The organism is Helicobacter pullorum (genome assembly GCF_900638355.1).
Lineage (GTDB): Bacteria > Campylobacterota > Campylobacteria > Campylobacterales > Helicobacteraceae > Helicobacter_D > Helicobacter_D pullorum.
In genome coordinates this window covers 718,908-740,695 of record NZ_LR134509.1, presented here as the reverse complement: position 1 = coordinate 740,695, position 21,788 = coordinate 718,908, and the positions used below count along the sequence as shown (strand labels likewise).

Below are 21,788 nucleotides of genomic sequence, written 5' to 3'. Positions count from 1 at the left end.
TTGAACTCCATTGATTGATATTTGGTAAATTATCAAATTTTACAAAAGTTTCTTATAAAATCCTCTTAGAAATTTTGCTATAATCTTTTAGAATAAATATCCATAAAGATTACAAGGTTTATTTTGAATTTTTTAGAAAATATAGACTACCGCGATCCTCTTTTTGGGATTATGATTTTTATTTTTCTTGTGGGAATTATTAGCCTATTTGCTTATTATTGGAATTATATTGTAAGCAAAAAACGCCATCAATCTTTTATAAAATTTATGGAAAGCTTTGATTATATTGGTTTTGACAAAGAAATCAAAGAATTTTTAGCCCTAAGCCCAAATCCAACTCCCTCGATTCTTTTTATGGCAAATATGTATCAAAAAGGCGCAAACTACGAAAAGGCTATTCGCCTTTATGCAACCTTGCTTGATTATATCAAAAATCCGATTGATAAAATTCCTATTTTAGAATCTCTAGGCAATGTTTATTACAAAGCTGGCTTTCCATTGCGTTCAAAAGAAATCTATTTAGAAATTCTCCACCATTATCCCCGCTCTTGCAAAGTTTTAAAATCCCTCATTAGCATTTATGAGGAACTCAAACTCTATCAAGATGCCTTAAACGCTCTAGATTGTCTAGAAGAAATTGAAGGTGGGACGATTCTCCATCGCCACTATTTACAAACCAAAATCCTTATTTCCAATGCCGATAACAACCAAGAAAAATCAAAAAAGCTTTTAATGCTTTTACAAAAAGAGGTAAAATTATCCCGCATTATTCTTAAATGCTTTAAGGATTTTTATCCTAGTTTATTTTGGGAATCTATTCAAAATCTCCACAAAGAACAAATCTTGAATGTTTTAGATATTTTATGGAATCTAAATCCCAATGAACTCCCAAATACTCCCCCAAACAACAAACTCTTGCAAGATATTTTTCAAGCCAAAGGCTTTTACAATCTTACCCCTGATTCAAAATCTACTTTTGAGCTTGAAGTGCTTACACTCTTACACAAAAACCAAAATTACAAAGGTGATTTAAAATTTCAATACCTTTGCACCTCTTGCAAAGCAAATACTCCACTTCCCTTTGAGACTTGCCCTCATTGCAAAGAATTACTCACACTACAAACCCTTGTGTTTTTAAAGGAAAAACAAGATGAAACGCGTTACTCTCTTTTGTGATGGTTCATCTCTTGGAAATCCCGGATATGGCGGATGGTGTGGAATCTTGCGTTACAAAAATTATGAAAAAATTTTAAAAGGAAGTGCCAAAAATGTAACAAACAATCAAATGGAGCTCTCTGCATTAATTTTTAGCCTTGAAGCACTCAAAGAGCCTTGTGAAGTGCTAGTAGTTAGCGATTCAAAATATGTCTTAGATGGACTTTCTAAATGGCTTCCAAATTGGATTGCAAAAGATTTTAAAAATATCAAGAATCCAGACCTTTGGAAACATTATCTACAAGTATCCAAAAAACACCATATCACAACAGAATGGGTTAGAGGTCATAATGGTCACAAAGAAAACGAACTCTGTGATAAAATTGCCAAAGAAGAGGCATTAAAACTTAAAGAACAAAAGGAATAAAGGTGGATTTCAATCATTTTCAACAAACCTTAGGTTATCACTTCAAAAATCAAAATTTACTCAAAGAGGCACTTACGCATAAAAGTGCCAAAAAATCAACGCACAATGAACGATTGGAGTTTTTAGGTGATGCTGTTTTGGATTTAATCATTGGAGAATTTTTATACAAAAAATTTCCCTCCTCGCCAGAAGGTGAGCTTTCAAAAATGCGAGCCTCTATGGTCAATGAAAAAGCTTTTGCAAAAATTGCGCGTTATTTGGGTATTGGAGAATATTTATTTATCTCTCATTCTGAAGAGCAAAATCACGGGAGAGACAAAGATTCTATCCTCTCTAATGCTTTTGAAGCCATCATTGGTGCAATTTATTTAGAAAGTGGGCTTGAAAAGGTGCAAAACATTGTCCTAAAAATCCTTGAGATTCTTTATCCCAAAATTGACATTCAACATCTTTTTTATGATCACAAAACTAGCTTGCAAGAACTTACTCAAGCTCTCTTTGGGGTAATCCCTGAATATGTGGTTTTGGATTCTAAAGGACCTGACCACAATAAAGAATTTCTAATTGGAGTTTTTATTCAAGGCAAAGAATACGCACATGCAAGCGGCAAAAGCAAAAAAGAAGCCCAACAAAATTGTGCAAAAATTGCACTTGAGATTCTAAAGGAGACAAAATGAATACTTTTGGCACACGGCTTAAACTCACGACTTTTGGGGAAAGTCATGGAGCTGGGATTGGTGGAGTGCTAGATGGACTTCCTGCTGGATTAGAAATTGATACAAATTTTCTTAATTTAGAAATGCAAAGAAGGCAAGGTGGCAGGAATCTTTTTTCCACACAAAGAAAAGAAGCCGATGAAGTAGAGATTCTAAGTGGAGTATTTGAAGGCAAAAGCACAGGAACTCCTTTGGGGTTTTTTATCCGCAATCATGCGACCAAAAGCAGTGATTATAACAATATCAAAGACATTTTTCGCCCCGGTCATTCAGATTTTACTTATTTTCACAAATATGGCATTAGGGATTATCGCGGAGGCGGAAGGTCAAGCGCTAGAGAAAGTGCAGTAAGAGTTGCTGCTGGAGCAATTGCAAAAATGCTATTAAAACATTTCAAAATTACCCTAAGAAGTGGAATCTTTAGTGTAGGTGGGATTGATTGTCAAGAGATTGATTTTAATTTCGCCAAAGAAAGTGAAATTTTTTCATTGGATAAAAACACCGAACAAGCCCAAAAAAACAAAATAATGGAAGCTAGAAACTCCCACAATAGTGTGGGTGGAACTGCTCTAATTAGTGCGATAAATATCCCCATTGGACTTGGGGAGCCGCTTTATTATAAGCTAGATTCGGCAATTGGGGAATTAATGCTTGGCTTAAATGGAGTAAAGGCAGTAGAAATCGGGAGCGGCATTGAATCGACAAAAATGTTTGGCTCAGAACATAATGATTCTATTACCCAAAATGGCTTTCTAAGTAATCATAGTGGTGGAATCTTGGGCGGAATTAGCAATGGAGAGGAAATTTATTTCAAAGTGCATTTTAAGCCTACCCCGAGCATTTTTATCCCACAATCCACAATCACAACAAACAATCAAGAATGCACTTGTGAAATCAAAGGTCGCCATGATCCTTGTATTGCTATTCGAGGAAGCGTTGTGTGTGAATCTATGTTGGCTTTAATTTTGGCAGATATGCTCTTATTAAATGCAACTTCCAAACTAGAAAATCTCAAAAAAATCTACTCTTAGATGCACAAAAAAGCATTTATTTTTGCCGATATTCAAACAGGGGTTGGGCTTGGACATTTTAGTCGCTGCACAGCTCTTTTGCATATTTTAGAGCAAAACAATATTCAAGCCACACTTTTAGATTCAAGCTTATTGCTCTCTTCTTATATGGATTTTGAACTCAAAAAATGCAATCTTGCTGTCATTGACTCTTATGTTTTAGAACTTGAATCTTACCAAAAAGTTGCAAACCTAGCTCCACATTGCATTTTTTTTGATGATACCTTACGCCTTCCCTACCCCAAAGGAATCTTATTAAATAATTCACCAAGTGCTTCCAAAGCAATTTATCAAAAGCATTATCCAAACCACACTCTTTTTTTGGGTAGCAATTACCGATTATTGCAAAAACCTTTTTTGGAGCAATTAAAAACAAAACAAAAATTTACCCCAAAAACTATCTCAAAAATCCTTATCACACTAGGTGGGGAAGATATTTTAAATCTCACAAAATGGATTATTACTTTGCTCTTAATGCAAAATCAAAATTACCAAATCCACTACATTCACAAAGATACAAACCTCCATTCTAATGCAAAGGGATATTATGGATTAAGTCCCAAACAAATGGCAAATTTATTCACACAAATGGATTTGTGTATTTGTGCTTGTGGGCAAACCCTAATAGAGATTCTATCCTGTAAGATTCCTTGCATTGCTCTTGAAATCGCCCCTAATCAACACGAAAATCTAAAAAGCTATCAAGAGGCTATTTTGGCCATCAAGGAAGTGTGGAATATAGATAAAAATACACTTCAATCTTATCTCCTCCAACACCTCAATAACATCAAAAATCCAAACACACAAAATCAATTAACTCAAAAAGGGATAGAAATTTTAAACCAACCGCTAAAATGGGAAGAATCTCTGCAAAAATTACTTTTTTAAAGAGATTCTTTAAATTAAGCAAAAAACTATACAATTTCAAACAATAATTTCACAAAAGAGGCTTATTAGACTTATGCAAAGACAAACTTGGAGCAATCAAATTACTTATATTCTCACTGTTGCTGGGGCTACTATTGGTTTTGGAGCAACTTGGAGATTCCCTTATCTTGTTGGTGAAAATGGTGGTGGAGCTTATGTTTTGGTGTTTATTATTGCAATGCTTTTAGTTGGGATTCCTATTATTTTGGTAGAAAATGTTATTGGCAGAATGGCGCATAAAAACTCTATTGACGCCTTTGACACTCATTCTAAATACAATCTATGGAAAATAGTAGGTTATATGGGGGTTATTGGAGCATTTGGAATCTTGGCTTATTATATGGTGCTTGGGGGTTGGGTTATCTCATATATCATCAATATTTTTTTATCCCTTTTTTCATCGCTAGGGCTTGATCTCTCTAGCCCAATCACCAAAGAAATTACTTCTAATTTTTACACACAAAATATCGAAAATTCTCCTTTGTTGATTGGATTTTATACTTTTATTTTTGTTGTTATTAATTGGATTATTCTCAAAAAAGGCATCATTGAAGGTATCGAAAAATCCGTTAAATGGCTTATGCCTCTTTTGTTTTTATGTCTTATTGGAATGATTATTCGCAACCTTACATTAGATAATGCAATAGAGGGTATTAAATTTTATCTTATACCCGATTTTTCTGCTATCACGCCAAAATTATTTTTATATGTTCTAGGGCAGGTGTTTTTTGCACTCTCACTTGGTTTTGGGGTGATGATTACCCTTTCTTCCCATCTCAAAAAAGAAGAAAATCTTGTAAAAACAGCCTATATCACAGGTATCATCAACACGCTTGTAGCAATTTTGGCAGGCTTTATCATATTCCCTTCCCTTTTTAGCGTGGGATTAGCCCCAGATTCTGGTCCTTCTTTGGTATTCAAAAGCCTACCTATTGCATTTTCACATATGTTTTTTGGAAGCTTTTTTGCTATTGTCTTTTTTATTTTGCTATTAATTGCAGCTTTAACTACTTCTTTGACTATCTATCAAGTAATTATTAGCATTTTGGAAGAAAAATTTAAATTCTCTCACAACAAGGCAGTTAGCTTCACTCTCATTGTTGTCTTTATTTTTGGGAATCTCCCTTGTATCCTTACTTATGGACCTTGGAGAGAGATTATTTTTTGGGGAAGAAATATTTTTGATAATTTTGATTTTATTAGTGGCAATATTTTCTTTGTTCTAACCGCTTTAGGTTCTGTATTGTTTGTAGGGTGGGTTTTGGGAGAAAAATCCATCAAAGAAATCAATAACTACTCCCAAAAAACCTCTACTTTTAGTATTGTTTGGTTTTACTATATCAAATACATTGTTCCATTGATTATTATTGCAATCTTCATTGGAGGTTTTGTAATAAAAGTCTAATTCTGTTTCCAACTTATCCTAAGATTCTACCACTATGCGTATAAACATTTGCCTTCTCTCCACGTGCAAAACCAATCAATGTAACTCCGGTTTCTTGTGCAGCTTTAATCCCCATAAAAGTTGCTGCTGCCTTAGAAACCACAATAGGGATATTATGCATCACTGCTTTTACAATCATCTCCAAAGATAATCTCCCACTTACAAAAAGCATAGAATCTTCAGTATCAAACCCTTGCATTCTTGCTTTACCCATCACTTTATCAATAGCATTATGTCTCCCAATATCTTCTGAAATGAGAGTTTTTTCTTTTAAGACCAACATTGCTTTATGAACGCAACCTGTTTTAGAAAACAATAGGCTATTTTCTTCAAACTCCCTCAAATGTTCAAAAATCTTTTTTGTTGTAACCTTATAAGGATTTGCAATAAACTTTTTAATCACACTTCCTTCTAAATTCCCAGCAACTCCGACACAACAACCCGAAGTAAGCGTTTTTTCTCTAAAAAGATTTTTGAGCATTTCTTGATGAATCTGTGCTTCCAACCATACAGATTTTCCATCTTCTGCAATTTTAATAGAATCAATCTGTGAGATATTGCTAATCACACCCTCACTCATCAAAAATCCAACAATATGATAATCTTGCTCCACAGGGACACTCATCACAGAAAGCAACTTCTCCCCATTAAGATAAAAGGCAATTCTCTCCTCATTAATGACAAAATCCTCTCTAGTAGAAATAAATCCACTAGGAGAAATTTGTTCAATCTGTAAATTTTGGCAGAATCTTTCCATTATGCTTTATTCAATTCTTGATAATAATAGCTATGCAAAATCGCAAGTTCTTCTTCACCCATATTGCCATCAATAATAGAGTTCAAAGCACCCTCAATCGCAAAAACAGCCATATAAATATGAGTAATCAGAAGTGCCACAATCAAAAATCCAATCACATTATGAGCTAATGCCATAATCCTCAAGGTTTCAATATCGCTAAATTGGAAAAACATAAATGCACCAGAGATAACCATCATAAAACCACCTATAGTGCAAACCCAAAACCACATTTTTTGACCGGCATTAAATTTGCCTGCAGGAATTGGACGCTTTTCTTTGCTCAAATATCCACCCATGATCATTAACCATTTAATATCATAGAGTTTAAAGAGAGCAGGTTTTACCCACATCAAAAACATTAAAACTCCAAAAATCGCAAAAAGTATCGTTGCAATTCCATGCACATCTCTAGCAAATCTAACAAAACCACCTCCACCAAGCTTATCACCAAAGATCATTATTAATCCAGTCAAACACAAGATGACAAAGGGTATAGCAGCACACCAATGCACAACAATATTATAAGTAGAAAAAACCTTGATTTTCTTTCCGTGGGAAAATTTCTTTTGTCCTACTATAACAAAATGTCCCAAAAACGCTAATGGCACCAACACAATGATAATAGCAAAAATTGTTGCAAAATAATGCCCTTGCAAAAGTGTAAAAATCTCACCCCAACCCACTGCATTTGGAGAATTTACTCCCCACGCCTTGATAGCCTCCACTTCAGGACCACCATAGAGTTTAGGATTCATAGGATTTTGCATCAGAGCATTATTGCCTTCTATCACTTCTGCATATTGTTTGCCACCTTCTTGTGGAACGCTAGGATTAGCTGCCCACAAAACAGCAGCAACCCCAAAGAAAATTACAAAGATTCTAAAGAAATTTTTACAAGTTTTCATAGAATCCCCCTTAATTTCCATAAGCAGTTTTCCACACATTTGGCACAGCATTTGGGATATTTTCACCTCTCACAGTCGCACGATGCGTAATGATATTAGATACTTCCTCGCTACTTCCAGCTAAAAGTGCTTTTGTAGAACACATACTTGCACACATTGGCACTTTCCCTTCAGCGATTCGATTTTGTCCATAAAGTCTATATTCTTCATCGCTATTAGTCTCTTCAGGACCGCCTGCACAAAATGTGCATTTATCCATTGCACCACGACTTTCAAAAACACCATTTTTGGGAAATTGAGGTGCGCCAAAAGGACAAGCATACAAACAATATCCACAACCAATGCAAGTTTTCTTATCATGCAAAACAATCCCATCAGCACGGATATAGAAACAATCTACCGGACAAACTTGTGCACAAGGTGCATCAGCACAATGCATACAAGCCACAGAAACAGCACTTTCTTTGCCTACTTGTCCTTCATTTAATACAACTACTCTACGGCGATTCACGCCCACAGGCAAATGATGAGCTTCTTTGCAAGCTACATCGCACCCATGGCATTCAATACAACGATTAGTATCGCAATAAAATTTGATTCTTGAAAAATTCGCTAAGATCTCTTGATTAGTATCACTCATTTTTCACTCCTTATTGCGCTTTTTCAATTCGGCATAAGCCACATTTTGTTTCTGGACAAGCAGAGTTATAATCAAACCCATAGCTTGAAATCATATTAGCCGATTCTCCGATAGCATAAGGCTTAGTGCCTTCTGGATAATTTTCAAGTCTAGATTCTCCTTGATCCATTCCTGAAAAATTCTGTGGCAACCAAATACTATTATAATCTACTCTAGTAGAAATTTTTGCAGGCACCAAGATTCTTGCTCCATTTGTCCCATAAATCCACAATTGATCACCATTGCGGATATTCATCTCTGCAGCTTTATCTGGGTGAATCTCTACAAACATTTCACCTTCTACTTCAGCAAGATATTTTGCACTTCTAGTTTCAGCTCCCGTTCCCATATGTGCTACAAGCCTTCCACTTAGCATATTGACTGGATATTCTTTTACCCAATCTTTTTCATTTTGACGAGAAATATACTTAATATTTGCCCTAAAATGATTTTTCTTGTCAGGGAAGTTTGGATATTTGCTAACCAAATCCCCGCGAATGGAATGCAAAGGCTCTCTATGAAGAGGGATTTGATCATACCAATTCCATACTCTTGCCCTTGCCTTACCATTTCCATAAGGACAAAGTCCAGCTTCCAAAGCCTTCTCAACCAAAATATTATTTCCAATTCCCATTGCAAAAGTTGTTCCTGCTATTGCTTGCTTTTCTTCTTCAGTAAGTTTAATACCCAAAGATTCTGCATTTGCAGCACTAATAGGAGCATGTCCTCCTTGATATTTTGCATTTGGCAAAGTTCTATTTGTTAGCATGCTTTGTCCATCAGGGCTTGTTACTCCCCAATTTACACGGAATCCCATACCACCACGCATAACAGGAATGCTATCATTATACATTACAGGCGTTCCGGGGTGCTTATCACTCCAACAAGGCCATGGCAATCCATAATAATCGCCTTTAAAAGGTCCGCTCCCCTCTAAAGTCACCTTATCAAACATATGCCAATTCTCTTGATGTGCTTTTAGTCTCTCTGGGCTCATCCCTTGCAATCCAATACTTCGTATGCTTTGTGTCAATTCCGTAGTTGCATCATCTGGCCAAATAAATTTATCTCTACCTTTGGATTTTGCAATATCATACAATCTCCATTGATACTCTTTTAAAAAGCCCAATCTATCTGCCAAACCAAACAAAAACTCTTCATCAGGACGGCATTCAAAAAGTGGCTCCATTACTTTACTTCTCCACTGATAGCTTCTATTAGTTGCAGCAACAGAACCTGCTGTTTCCATTTGTGAAGCTGCTGGGAGCATAAAGAGATTATCCTTTCTATCGCTATAAATAGCCAAATCATTCACATAAGGATCTACAAAAACCACTAAATCCAATGCATCCATTGCCTTTTTTTGCAAATCAAGCAAAGAAACTGTTGTCATACCAGAGCCAATAACAACTAATGCACGGAGTTTTGTCCCACCATTATTAGCCATATTTTCATCATCTAATACACCAAATTTCCAAGTAGAGTGTGCAAAACCGGTAGCTTCCATCATTTCTTTATTCTTAAAGCGTCCAAGCATCCATTCATACTCTACACCCCAATGCTTACAAAAATGCTTCCAAGCAGGCTCTCCCAATCCATAATAACCCGGCAATGAATCTGCTAAGTTATTCATATCTGAAGCACCTTGCACATTATCATGCCCTCTTAGGATATTTACACCGCCACCATTTTTACCAATATTCCCTAAAAACATTTGCAAAATAGGCATAATCCTTGTATTAGAAGTCCCTACTGTATGTTGCGTCAATCCTTGATTCCAAATTAAACTTGCAGGTTTAGCCGCAGCCATTTCCTCTGCAATATGTCTAATCTCATCAGCTGGGATTCCACAAATATCAGCTGCCACTTCTGGAGGGAATTTTTGTGCTTCTTTGATGATTTCTTCATAGCCATATACACGCTCTTTTAGGTATTTTTCATCATAAAGATTTTTTGCAATAATATGATTTAATAACCCATATGCAAATGCAATATCTGTCCCACTTCTAATTCTATGAAATTCATCACATTTTGCTGCAGTTTTGGTAAATCTCGGATCAATACAAACAAGTTTTACCCCTTTTTCTTTAGCTCTTAAGATATGCACCATAGAAACAGGGTGATTAACCGCAGGATTTGCCCCAATGATTAAAATATATTTTGAAAACATCATATCGCCAAGATGGTTTGTCATTCCACCATACCCAAATGTATTTGCCACACCGGCAACTGTTGGTGAATGTCAAACTCTAGCGCAGTGATCTATGTTGTTTGTTCCAAAAAATGCTGCAAATTTTCTAATATAATAACTTTGCTCATTCGAACATTTTGCACTCCCCAAAAACATTACTGCATCAGGACCGCTTTCCTCTCGAATCTGCTTAAGTTGTGCGGCAATTTTGTCCATTGCTTCATCATATTTTAATCTTGTCCATTTGCCATCTTTTTTTTCTAATGGATAGCGAAGTCTTGTCTCACTTCTTGCTCTATCTATCAAGTCAGCACCCTTACAGCAATGCCCACCTTGAGATACTGGATGATCTTGTGCCACTTCTTGACGCACCCAAACACCATCAACAACTTCTGCAACAATACCGCAACCAACAGAACAATGGGTGCAAATTGTTTTGATTTTTTGAGAATTTGGATACTTCTCTTGTAATTCTTGTGCAGTTGCAGGACGCATTGTCTTTTGACTATCAGCACCAAGTGCTACACTAGCTCCTGCCAAACTTCCTAACGCAGTCATTTTCAAAAATGCACGCCTTGTTTGACGCCTTTTAATAGCTTCACTCATACTTTAACCTCCTTTCTTTTATTTAGCCACAGAATAATACATATCCCATTGCTTAGTTTTTTGATAAAGAATCTCTGTTTTGGGAGATTTCCCACGAACTAGATTCTCACTGCTTCCTTTTTTGCTACAACCTGCTAGTGCAACACTGACACCAGCAACCGCTATTGAAGTTTTAGTAGCGTTTTTCAAAAATTCACGCCTACTTTTCTCCATTTAAGCTCCTTAAATTGAGATTTGGGATAATCCCAAAAAGACTCTCTAATCTTAGAAAGCCTTTGTGGAATCATTTCCCTTTAAGCATAAACCTCCCCTTCAAATTTCAAAAAACTCTCCAAAATTCTTGCTAATGCTAAATAATACTCAGAATCTCTCCTTTCTTTAATCTCGCTAATAAGCCCCAAAAAAGCCTTATTAGCATACAAAAACACCTCTTTTGCTAATTCTTCATTGTCTGTTTCTATTAAATATCTCATAAACCCAAACAAAAACCCCAAATGCTCTTCTGTTTCCTTAAAATCCTTGGAATTAATACGAATATCACTTTTTTTAATCAAAGCTTTGATTTGCAACAAACTATTTCCACCTACGCAATTTTCATAAAAATGTGACAAATGGCTCCCAACTTGCTTTTCTCCAAAAGGCAATGCAAAAAGCCTTGAAAACTCATCTTTAATATTTACAATACCATTGCAAGAGATTTCATTTTCTAAAAGCAAAAAATCCGCTTCTACTTCTTCGCTTAAAGGTGCGTTTTTAAGAATTGCTAATTGTTTTTGAAAAATCTCTACTCTATCATCAAGTAGCTCAAAAACAAAAAAGCCATTCAAAAAATCATAATACAAAATTCTTGCATTGTTAAGATTCATTAATTCCTCTTTAGAAAGCTTCTCTAGCATTTTACACCCCGACTTTTTGATTGATTTGATCTTGAAACATTACTTTTACTTTACAATCTGGGCAACATTGAATGGTTCTTAATTTTTTAGAATCTGCACTAAAAGATGGGCTTAATAAAGCAAAGATTTTGTCAATAGATTTTTTTGTAGAAAATGGCTTCCCACACTCTACACACAAAAAGGGCGTATCTTTGGCAATCTCCCTACTTTTAAAATAACTCGCCTCTAATCTCATACCCTCGCGACTAACTTCCATTACCTTTTCAGGACAGGATTCCACACAATATCCACAAGTGGTGCATAAAGAAGGATTAAACCGCAAAGAAAAATCATCGCTTTTTGCAAAAATTGCATTCACATTGCAAGCCCCCACACAAGAAAGACACAAAGTGCATTTTGAAGAATCCACCTTCAAATCTCCATAAAAAATAGGTGCGACACTCTTTGCAATGCCAAATTCTTTATCTTTTATCATATATTGTATTCTTTGTGCCAAAGATTCTCTATGAGGGCGGGAGTAGCGATTTTTATACAAATACGATTCAAATCCTTTTACCTCCAAAGCACACTTTTCAATCTCATCCAAAGAATCAGCAATCAAAATACACTCCCTTTGATAAATCTGCTTTGTGATATTATTTACAAATCCAATTTGCGAACTTTTATCGCCAAAAACTACAATATCATTTTGACTAACTTGCAACATCATCAGCCAATCATTTTCATTAAGCATTTTTAAATTAGGCAAAACAAGCGGAATAAGATTAGTAGGCAAAATAATATTTTTTTCAATCAACTTCTGGTAGCCAACTTCATCACACAAAAAGATTTGGCGATTCTTATAAATCTCAACAATCTCTTCCAAACCCTCTTTTGGAAGTTCGCTATATTCCAAACAGCTTGTAGGACAAACCCCAACACAAGCTCCACAGGAAATACAATCTATCGGAGAAAATACTAGCTCCATCAAGCTATCATTTGCCCCAACACCAAAAGTAGGACAAGATTCCACGCATTTGGTGCAATGCTTCTCGCGTCTATGATGGTATTGACAAAAATCCTCTTTATAAGCAATCATCTCTTTATAAGAATACTCTCCAAGATTTGCTTCCAATGCTTTTAACAAATCTAATGGACTATCAAAATCTGCCACACTAAAAAATCCTTTGAATCTCAAAAGATTCTCATCATATACAAACATAACCGCTTGTGAAAAACCTACTCTTTTGCCATTCTCAGATTCTGCCTCAAAAGCACCAAATTTCCCATTGACCCTTTGGATATTATCTACATCTAAAATCTCTACTTCAAATTTGTCTTTTGCTTGTTGGCTAAAGCCACGCACTGCATTAGGGATTTCACCATTTTGGGCTTGATAGAAAATCGCAATTTTATTATCAATTTCTAGGCTTTTTTGAATATCAAGCCTAAAATCATCAAAAATTTCTTGCACTTGGTTTAAAATTTCTAATTTTTCATTATAAACTGCGTCTTTTTGGTCTAAAAGTAAATTTCCTAAAGGTAAATGTTCTAATTTCATTTCTTTTGATTCCACTTTTTTAGAGGTAAAATATTGTTTTAATTTTACTCTTATATCTCAAGCAAAGTCAATATTTTTTTTAACATTTACGATATATATATATTTATATATTATTATTATTTGTTATATTTTAAAAGTTACACAAAAACCTAAAAAATAATTTTAAAATATTTTTATACCCCATTTGCAAGAAAAACACAAGAAATTAAAAGATATTTTTTATGAAGATTATCAGCAGATTTCATTCAATAAGCCTTTGTGGCTTATTGAAGTTTATTGCAATGCACCTTTTTCTAGGGCTTCTTTGGCGTATTTCTCACCCAACTCAAAAGCCTTTTTATTTAGCTCAACCACTTTTGCAGGAACTTTGCTAATCATCGTTTCAAACACCAAATCCCTATCCACACACTTTGTTAAAGTAACTGTAATAGCTAATGCCACCACAGATTGTGTAACCACATTTCCCACTTCTTCTTTAGCGATGGTAATAATGGGGATAGGAAAGATTTGATATTTTTTCTTATCTTCTTGACTTGGAATCACCAAATTTGGCTCAACTACTATAGTAGCTCCTTCTTTTAATCCACTTTTAAATTGATCATAGCTTATTTGTGCGGTTGAAAGCATAAATTCCACTTCCCCATCATTAGCATAAGGATACAAAATCTCCTCATTATCTAGCAAAATATCCACCTTTGTAGGTCCTCCACGCACTTGTGAAGTGTAAGTAGCAGCTTTTACACCATAGCCACCATTACGAATTTGTGCTTCAGCTAATATCTCTCCAGCCAACAAAACGCCCTGTCCTCCTACACCTGTGAAACGGAGTTGTCTTCTCATCGAATACCTCCTTTTTTTGCTTGAGCTTTTTCTTGCACTTCCCTATAAGCCTTGCAATACTCCACTTTATTTGTATCATGCAATAAAATACCAGTTGGGAATTTGCCTTTTCTTTCTTCCTCATTTAATTCATCGTATTTTTTCTTAGGCACAATCATGCTTTCAATCCATTTAAGCGTATCAACTGCTTCACCCATTTTATTTTTTCTACCCAAATTAACATGGCAATTACTAAAAATATCAAAAAAGCTAAAGCCCTCATTTTGAAACCCTTCCACTAAAACTTTTTCAATTTTTTTAGGATCAAGCACGGATTCTCTTGCCACAAAACTAGCCCCTGCTGCACTTGCTAATTTACAAGCATCGAAATTTGGATCAATATTCCCATATTGTGCAGTTACAGTCCACATTCCTTTGGGCGTTGTGGGAGAAGTTTGTGAGTTGGTTAATCCATAAATAAAATTATTTATCAAAATATAATTAATATCAATATTTCTTCTACAAGCGTGGATTGTATGATTCCCACCAATTGCCAATCCATCACCATCACCACCTACTACAATGACTTTCTTTGTAGGATTTGCAAGTTTAATACCTGTGGCATAAGCGAGCGTTCTACCATGTGTAGTATGCACTGTATTGCAATTCACATAAGAAGAAACGCGTCCGCTACAGCCAATTCCGCTCACCAAACAAACATCATCCATATTCCAACCAAGCTTATCAATGGCTCTTACAATTGCTTTTAAAATCACCCCATCGCCACAACCCCAACACCAAAGCGTTGGCATTTTATCAACACGCAAATACTCATCATAATTAAAAGCCATTTTATAACTCCTTAATTTTATTCATAATCTCAATTGGGGAAAGAGGTCGCCCATTTGCTTTTGTCAATAAATTAACAGACTTTTTCATAGAATGTTCAATCTCTGAAACATATTGCCCCTTATTAAGCTCTGCAACAAGAATCTTATTAAATCTTTTTCCTAATTTTTCTAACTCTTCTTTTGGAGATGGCCATAGAGTGATAGGGCGAAATAATCCCACCTTAATCCCCTCATCTCTTAAACGATCAATCGCTTCTTTTGCACTTCTTGAGGTAGAACCATAAGCGATTAATAAAATTTCTGCATCTTCTAATTGATATTCCTCATAAGAAATAATTTCATTTTTCTTGCTTAGGATCTTGTTAAATAGCCTGTCAATTAAATTTTGAGAAAGTGTTGCATCTTCTGTTGGGAATCCTGTTGGTCCATGGTGCAATCCCGTGATATGATAGCGATAGCCCCCAAAAAATGGATTAAGAATTGCTGGTTCATCTTGAGGCACACCATAAGGTTTATAATCTTTTTTGTCTCCACTATAAATACGGCGATTAATAATATTTTTTTGTATCTCTTCCAAATCTGGCACGATAGCCTTTCCATGCATATGTCCCAAAGTTTCATCCAAAAGCAAAAAAACAGGTGTCATAAACTTTTCTGCCAAATTGAAAGCTCGGATTGTTTCCATATAAGCTTCTTCCAAACTTCCCGGACACAATGCAATAGATTGATAATCCCCATGCGTTGGATGTGCAGCTTGAGCTACATCACCTTGTGCTACACGCGTTGGTAATCCCGTAGAAGGTCCTCCACGCATTACATTAACAATCACCAAAGGAATCTCTGCCATAAATCCATAGCCTATTTGTTCTGCCTTTAGGGAAATTCCCGGTCCAGAAGTAGCAGTCATCGCTTTTGTTCCACTCATAGAAGCACCAAGAGCTACTGAGATTCCACCAATTTCATCTTCCATTTGAATAAAAGCTCCATTTTCTCTTGGCAAAAATACACTCATCTCGTGTGCAATTTCACTAGAAGGCGTGATAGGATAACCGCCAAAAAACTTACAGCCTACATCAATTGCCGCATGAGCAACCAATTCATTTCCATTTGCAATAAATTCTCTACTCACTTTTTCTCCTTGAATTTATAACGCCATAAAACCATTACTTTTAATGGATTCTGCTCTCTGTCTTGCTTCATCTGTCAATTTTGCAAACTTAAACTCTTTTCTATCTGCAACCGCAATCGCAAAATCAGGACAATGCAACTCACACTCTCCACAACCAATACAAGATTCTGGATTAATTACCTTTACCATTTTCCCTAAAACCTTGTGTTCATCTAAGCACATAGCAAGTGTTCCACTTGGACAAACACTCACACACAAATCGCATGCTTTACAGCGACTTTCATTAACCCAAACGGGTGTATTATCAGGGGCTTTTAGTAATCCCATTTTATACTCCTCTTATAAATTTATTTTCTAACAATTTTTACCTAAATTATTGTTTGCGATAATGCTGCCTCCTTGATTGCGATTTAAAAATAACTAGTCTTTAATTCATCAATCAATCCTTTTACAGATTGAATAGATTTATCAAATTGTAGCTTTTCTTCTTCATTAAGTTTAAGCTCTACTATCCTCTCAACTCCATGAATCCCAAGTTCTACTGGAACTCCACCTACAACATCGCTATACCCATACTCACCTTGCAATAACACGGAGCAAGGTAAAATTTTATGGCTATCACTCATAATAGCACGCACCATTTCTGCAGTGGCTCTTGCTGGTGCAAAATATGCCGATCCTTTTTTAAGGCAAGAAACAATTTCTGCTCCAGCATTTCTTGTTTTTTTGACAACCTCATCAATTTCTTTCTGTTCTAAAAGCTCACTTAGAGGCACTCCATTAACCATAGAAAATCGAGGAAGAGGCACCATATCATCACCATGACCGCCCATTACAGGTGCTACAATCTGACCGGGCGCACATTGCAATCTTTCATAAATAAAACTTGCCATTCTCGCACTATCCAAAATTCCTGCCATTCCCAAAACCTGCTTAGAATCAAATCCTGTTTCTCTAAGCATTGTATAAACCATAGCATCCAGTGGATTAGTTACTAAAATTACAATAGATTCTGGTGCATTTTCTCTAATATCTTTTGCAATTTCGCTAATCACCTTAGCATTAGCAAAAAGCAAATCATTTCGACTCATACCCGGCAACCTTGGAGAACCTGCTGCAATCACAATCACATCACAACCGCTTAAATCTTTTGGCGATGCAATTACATCAAGTTTAGCAAAATTCTCCCCCACACATGAAGCTTGAAACATATCTAATAGCATTCCTCTTGCTCTATCTTTATCTTTATCACGCAATACAATTTGATAAGGAGTTGTTGCAGATAGGATATAAGCCAAAGTAGAACCCACATTTCCAGCACCAATAATGCCTACTCTCTTTACTCTTTCCATATTTTTCCTTAGAATTAATCTCTCTTAAAAACCATACATTATACACAAAATATTCTCAAATGTTAAAAAGCAAAATTTTATTTAACTTTTTATGTATATTTTTAATTATTTTTTCTTAAATAAATCTTATTTTAAATCTTTTTCTAATATTTTTTGCTATTTTGAAAAATTCCTTAAATGTTCTTGGTAATTTTTTGAAAAAGAATGCACGCCATTTTTGTTTCTTACAAAATACAAATAATCAACATTTGCGGGAAATACAGCTGCTTGAATTGCCTTAAAGCTTACACTCCCAACAGGTGCTTTTGGTATCCCACTATAACGATAGGTATTATAAGAGGTTGTATCATTTCGTATCATTTCTGGAGTGATCTTGGTGTGAGAATATTTACCATAATTCAAAGAACCATCCATTTGAAGACGCATTTTGAGCTTGAGGCGATTGTGTATCACTGCTGAAACTAATGGCATTTCTTCTTCATTAGCCGATTCTTTTTGAATAATTGAAGCAATCACAACATATTTAAACCATTGTTTTTGATCATATTCACCCAAAAATTTAATCGCCCACTTCCTATGTTCTTTCAAAGATGTATTTACCAAATAATACATCAAATGCGTCTCGCTAATTCCTTTTGGAATCTTATAAGTATTTGCCAAAATCACACCATCTTCATAAGGTGCATATTTCCTATAAGCAAAATACAATTTCTCTTCATCAAGATTCAACTTCAATGCTATCTCTTGAATGAAAAAATATAATGTTTCTCCGGGTATTAGGATAATATCTTCTAAAGCCGCTTTTGAAGTCATCAAGGCATATAGAAAATCTCCCTTTGCAAGATTAGTTTTTCCAATATCCAACCAACCACTTTGCAAATAGCCAAAAAAATGCAATAAATAGCCATCAATTTTATTCACATCAAAATTATTTTTCTTAAGGTATGCTATAATTTCATTAGTACCACCTTGAGGGATATACACAATCCTGCTAGAATGAATGGGTGTTTGTAGATAAAAACACAAGACAATTAATAATATGAAAAAACCATCAACTAAATTACTTAAAATTACTTTCTTTTTATCGTTTTTTATAGGAGCATTCATTTTGCTCTATACCTTTCTTTATAACGGAATTAGGATTCATCAATTCCAAATTGCTGGAATACAATTCCAAGAATTTTATCTAAGATTAGATAAAAAACTCATTTTAGAAATACAATCCCTTAATTTATCCAATTTGGAATATTCAACTTCATCTAGCAATATGGACATTCAAAGTCAAATCCAATACGCTAAAAATATCCATTTACTGCTACAATATTTTCAAAAAATCCAAATCCACCAAATTATTCTTGATGATTACAATGCTTCACTCAATTATGATGGAGATAATTTTACTATCAATTTACCATGGCTTTATACAAAACTCAATTTGATAGAAAAATCATCTCAAGTGCTTATCACAATCCATGATTTTTATCTAAAAGAAATGGGAATTTATTATCGCGGTGAAGGAAAATACAATCTCAAAAAACAAAATTTAGAAATGAATGGGAGGATAGATTTTTTAGATATCAAAGATTATAAGATTCTGACAAGTCTCCATCTCCAAATGAATGGAAACTCCGAAAATATTTATCTCAAAGGCTCTAGCAACACCTTTGAAAACATCAACTTTCTTCGCCCTCTTTTGCCCCCTTTTCACAACAAAATATTAGAAAGCTGGATTTTTGATAATTACACTCTTAGCTCTGCAAAAATCAACGACTTCTCTCTTACAATCCCTCTTAAATCCGATAATATCCTCACAGAATCTCTCAATTCACTTTATGTATCAGGGGAAGTCAAAAATGCAAATGTTACTTTCAAAGAAAATTTACCGCCCATTTTCTCCCCCAATGTAAAAATGATTTTTGCAAAAAATGCTCTAGAATTCTACCCAGATACACCAAACTACCAAAATCATATTCTCTCAGGTAGTCAAGTTTCTATTAAAAATATTTTCACTAATCCTTCTTTAGAAATATTTATCAATACAAATTCCCCTTTAGATGATGAGATTGAAACTTTGCTAGAATCCTATCATATAACCCTCCCCATTCAAGCCCCAAATGCCAAAATAGACACCAAACTGCATCTCAAAGTCGATTTGCAAAACCATTCCATTGACTACAAAGGCATCTTTAAAAGCCACAATGCAGACATAATGGTAAATTCTATCCCTTTTTATTCGGAATATATTTCTGTCAATATGGATAACCATCTCATTAATGTAAATACCAAAAATTCTAGTTACAAAAACTATCTAAAGGGGGATTCTAACTTTATCCTTGATACTACTTCTAAAACTTTAAGTGGTGATTTGCTCATTCATTCTTTTCTTATTTCTTCAGATTCTACAGAGATTCTCTCTATCCAAAATCACCTTTTGCCCTTTAAAGTAAATTTCCAAGAACACAATCAAACTTTGATTGAATTTCCCACACTCAAGCTCCTTAGCACTCTCAAAGACGATTACTATTTTAAATTTAATGACCTCAATGCCCTTTTGCCTTTTTCACAACTTCTCAAAGAATACAAAATCCAACAAGGTTATGCCAAAATAACCACCAAAGATTTTAATGAATTTTATGGGAATCTCTCTGTGCAAAGCACACAAAATATCCTTCTTGACAAAAGCAACAACCAACCTCTAAATTCCTTTGAATTGCAATTACATTACAATCCGACTCATTTTTCAATCCAATCCCAAGATGAAAACTTTATTTTTAGGCAAAATGAACAATCCAAACAACTCACACTCAACAATCTTGGAATCTTAATTGATTTAGAACAATTAAAAACTTCTTCCAAGCAAAATACCCCTTTTATTATCCAAGGCAAAAATAGTAATCTACATACCAAAAAATACACTATTTTAAGCGATTCTTTTTCTCTCTCACTCATCAATGATGAACTAAAAGCCACACTCACCCACAAAAATGGACGAGCAGATATCTACAAAAAAGGCGATTCTATAACTATTGATGCAAGAGAATTTGGCGATTTATTTTTTAATACCCTTATTGGACAAAATGCCTTCAGCAATGGGAGATTCTTTCTTAATGCCAACACCAATGAAAAAGGTGTCCTCATAGGCAAAATCAATCTCTTAAACACTTCCATTAACCAGCTCAATACTCTACAAAACCTTATGGCATTTATCGATACTATTCCTTCATTGCTTAGTTTAAAAATGCCCGGTTTTAATGATCAAGGATATTATCTCAAAGAAGGCAATATTATTTTTGGTTTAAACCAAGATTTTTTAGCCATTGAAAATTTAGATTTTATCGGTTCATCTATTGATATTAAAGGAAAAGGAATTATTGACATAAAAAACCAAAATATTGACTTTTATGCCCAACTTATCACCGCAAAATCATTAGGGGAAATTATCAATAAAATTCCTCTTGTCAATTATATTTTATTAGGCAAAGAAGGCACTATTTCTACTAGTTTTTCTATCAAGGGACCTCTAAAAGATCCAAATATCACAACTCAAACCACACAAGATATTTTACTTTCTCCCTTTAATATCTTAAAGCGAATTGTTACATCACCTCTTGAAATTTTCAATTAAAAGGAACAATAATGCCAAAAAAAGCAACCAAAAAAGAGATTCAAGAAATCAAAAGTCTTTTTTTAAAACATTACAAAAATGCCAAAACAGAATTGATTTACAAAAATGATTATGAATTACTTATTGCTGTTATGCTATCTGCTCAATGCACAGATAAGCGTGTAAATCTCATCACACCTGCACTTTTTAAGCAATACCCAAACCCAAAAGCCTTACAAAATGCACCTTTAGATGAAATCAAAGAGTTCATCAAAACTTGCTCATTTTTCAACAACAAAGCAACAAATCTCAAAGCTATGGCACAAGTCGTTTGTGAAAAATTTAATGGAGAGATTCCATTAGATAGAGAAATATTAAAAACACTTCCGGGAGTTGGACAAAAAACAGCTAATGTAGTTTTAATAGAATCCAAAGAAGCTAACTTCATCGCAGTAGATACACATGTTTTTAGAGTTTCGCATCGACTTGGTTTAAGTAATGCAAAAACTCCTTTGCAAACAGAAGAAGAGCTAACTAAAATCTTTGTGGATAATCTAGCAACTCTTCATCAAGCAATGGTTTTATTTGGAAGATACACTTGCAAAGCACTCAATCCGCAATGCCAAGAATGCTTTTTAAGTCATCTTTGCAAGAGCAAAACTTCCTATAAATGCTAAA

General features: G+C 34.7%; 21 protein-coding genes. 8 read left to right on the top strand and 13 right to left on the bottom strand.

The window, feature by feature from the left end:
* The first annotated feature begins 123 nt into the window (after positions 1–123).
* The 6 genes from EL247_RS03755 to EL247_RS03730 all read left to right on the top strand — a co-directional run bounded on the left by EL247_RS03755 (position 124) and on the right by EL247_RS03730 (position 5,700).
* Positions 124–1,176, top strand: a complete 1,053-nt coding sequence (locus EL247_RS03755) for a tetratricopeptide repeat protein (protein ID WP_054195756.1) — start codon at positions 124–126, stop codon at positions 1,174–1,176.
* Complete coding sequence (rnhA, locus tag EL247_RS03750; RefSeq protein ID WP_054195755.1) at positions 1,151–1,582, top strand: ribonuclease HI; 432 nt, start codon at positions 1,151–1,153, stop codon at positions 1,580–1,582. The genes EL247_RS03755 and rnhA overlap by 26 nt, the downstream gene beginning before the upstream one ends.
* A 2-nt stretch (positions 1,583–1,584) precedes the next feature.
* The gene (gene rnc, locus EL247_RS03745) at positions 1,585–2,259 is read left to right on the top strand and encodes a ribonuclease III (protein WP_065826520.1); all 675 of its coding nucleotides are present in this window, start codon (positions 1,585–1,587) and stop codon (positions 2,257–2,259) included.
* Complete coding sequence (gene aroC / locus EL247_RS03740) at positions 2,256–3,329, top strand: chorismate synthase (RefSeq protein ID WP_104745644.1); 1,074 nt, start codon at positions 2,256–2,258, stop codon at positions 3,327–3,329. Before rnc ends, aroC begins: the two co-directional genes overlap by 4 nt.
* Positions 3,330–4,256 carry a hypothetical protein gene (locus tag EL247_RS03735; protein ID WP_104745645.1) on the top strand — a complete coding sequence of 309 codons (927 nt, stop codon included), beginning with the start codon at positions 3,330–3,332 and terminating at the stop codon, positions 4,254–4,256.
* A 73-nt stretch (positions 4,257–4,329) separates the two neighbouring features.
* Positions 4,330–5,700, top strand: a complete 1,371-nt coding sequence (locus tag EL247_RS03730; RefSeq protein ID WP_104719364.1) for a sodium-dependent transporter — start codon at positions 4,330–4,332, stop codon at positions 5,698–5,700.
* A gap of 13 nt (positions 5,701–5,713) precedes the next feature.
* On the opposite strand, the gene fdhD is transcribed toward EL247_RS03730, so the two are convergent.
* From fdhD to mltG, 13 genes are all read right to left on the bottom strand, one after another.
* Positions 5,714–6,496 (bottom strand): formate dehydrogenase accessory sulfurtransferase FdhD, encoded by a 783-nt coding sequence (fdhD, locus tag EL247_RS03725; RefSeq protein ID WP_104745646.1) that lies wholly within the window; start codon positions 6,494–6,496, stop codon positions 5,714–5,716.
* The gene (locus EL247_RS03720) at positions 6,496–7,443 is read right to left on the bottom strand and encodes a formate dehydrogenase subunit gamma (RefSeq protein ID WP_054198499.1); all 948 of its coding nucleotides are present in this window, start codon (positions 7,441–7,443) and stop codon (positions 6,496–6,498) included. The genes fdhD and EL247_RS03720 overlap by 1 nt, the downstream gene beginning before the upstream one ends.
* 10 nt (positions 7,444–7,453) lie before the next feature.
* Positions 7,454–8,083 carry a formate dehydrogenase FDH3 subunit beta gene (gene fdh3B / locus EL247_RS03715; protein WP_005022840.1) on the bottom strand — a complete coding sequence of 210 codons (630 nt, stop codon included), beginning with the start codon at positions 8,081–8,083 and terminating at the stop codon, positions 7,454–7,456.
* Positions 8,084–8,093: 10 nt separating this feature from the next.
* Positions 8,094–10,919 (bottom strand): molybdopterin-dependent oxidoreductase, encoded by a 2,826-nt coding sequence (locus EL247_RS03710; protein WP_104745647.1) that lies wholly within the window; start codon positions 10,917–10,919, stop codon positions 8,094–8,096.
* Between the two features lie 18 nt (positions 10,920–10,937).
* Positions 10,938–11,132 (bottom strand): twin-arginine translocation signal domain-containing protein, encoded by a 195-nt coding sequence (locus tag EL247_RS03700; protein ID WP_005022838.1) that lies wholly within the window; start codon positions 11,130–11,132, stop codon positions 10,938–10,940.
* Positions 11,133–11,212: 80 nt separating this feature from the next.
* Complete coding sequence (locus EL247_RS03695) at positions 11,213–11,815, bottom strand: TorD/DmsD family molecular chaperone (protein ID WP_104745648.1); 603 nt, start codon at positions 11,813–11,815, stop codon at positions 11,213–11,215.
* Between the two features lies 1 nt (position 11,816).
* Entirely contained in the window at positions 11,817–13,355 is a 1,539-nt protein-coding gene (locus tag EL247_RS03690; protein WP_104745649.1) for a 4Fe-4S binding protein, read from the bottom strand.
* A 273-nt stretch (positions 13,356–13,628) separates the two neighbouring features.
* Positions 13,629–14,195: a 2-oxoacid:acceptor oxidoreductase family protein gene (locus EL247_RS03685; protein ID WP_005022835.1), complete on the bottom strand. Its 567-nt coding sequence runs from the start codon at positions 14,193–14,195 to the stop codon at positions 13,629–13,631.
* Positions 14,192–15,025, bottom strand: a complete 834-nt coding sequence (locus tag EL247_RS03680; protein WP_054195747.1) for a 2-oxoglutarate ferredoxin oxidoreductase subunit beta — start codon at positions 15,023–15,025, stop codon at positions 14,192–14,194. The genes EL247_RS03685 and EL247_RS03680 overlap by 4 nt, the downstream gene beginning before the upstream one ends.
* A gap of 1 nt (position 15,026) precedes the next feature.
* On the bottom strand, positions 15,027–16,154 hold the full coding sequence (locus tag EL247_RS03675) for a 2-oxoglutarate synthase subunit alpha (RefSeq protein WP_054195746.1): 1,128 nt from the start codon (positions 16,152–16,154) through the stop codon (positions 15,027–15,029).
* Between the two features lie 15 nt (positions 16,155–16,169).
* Entirely contained in the window at positions 16,170–16,481 is a 312-nt protein-coding gene (locus EL247_RS03670) for a 4Fe-4S binding protein (RefSeq protein ID WP_005022832.1), read from the bottom strand.
* 83 nt (positions 16,482–16,564) lie between these two features.
* The gene (locus tag EL247_RS03665; RefSeq protein WP_005022831.1) at positions 16,565–17,506 is read right to left on the bottom strand and encodes a malate dehydrogenase; all 942 of its coding nucleotides are present in this window, start codon (positions 17,504–17,506) and stop codon (positions 16,565–16,567) included.
* 156 nt (positions 17,507–17,662) lie between these two features.
* Positions 17,663–18,613: an endolytic transglycosylase MltG gene (mltG, locus tag EL247_RS03660; protein WP_005022830.1), complete on the bottom strand. Its 951-nt coding sequence runs from the start codon at positions 18,611–18,613 to the stop codon at positions 17,663–17,665.
* A gap of 1 nt (position 18,614) precedes the next feature.
* Here mltG and EL247_RS03655 point away from each other — a divergent pair, with 1 nt between their 5' ends.
* Positions 18,615–21,131: a YhdP family protein gene (locus EL247_RS03655; RefSeq protein WP_104745650.1), complete on the top strand. Its 2,517-nt coding sequence runs from the start codon at positions 18,615–18,617 to the stop codon at positions 21,129–21,131.
* 11 nt (positions 21,132–21,142) lie between these two features.
* Complete coding sequence (gene nth, locus EL247_RS03650; protein ID WP_005022827.1) at positions 21,143–21,787, top strand: endonuclease III; 645 nt, start codon at positions 21,143–21,145, stop codon at positions 21,785–21,787.
* Position 21,788 lies beyond the last annotated feature (1 nt).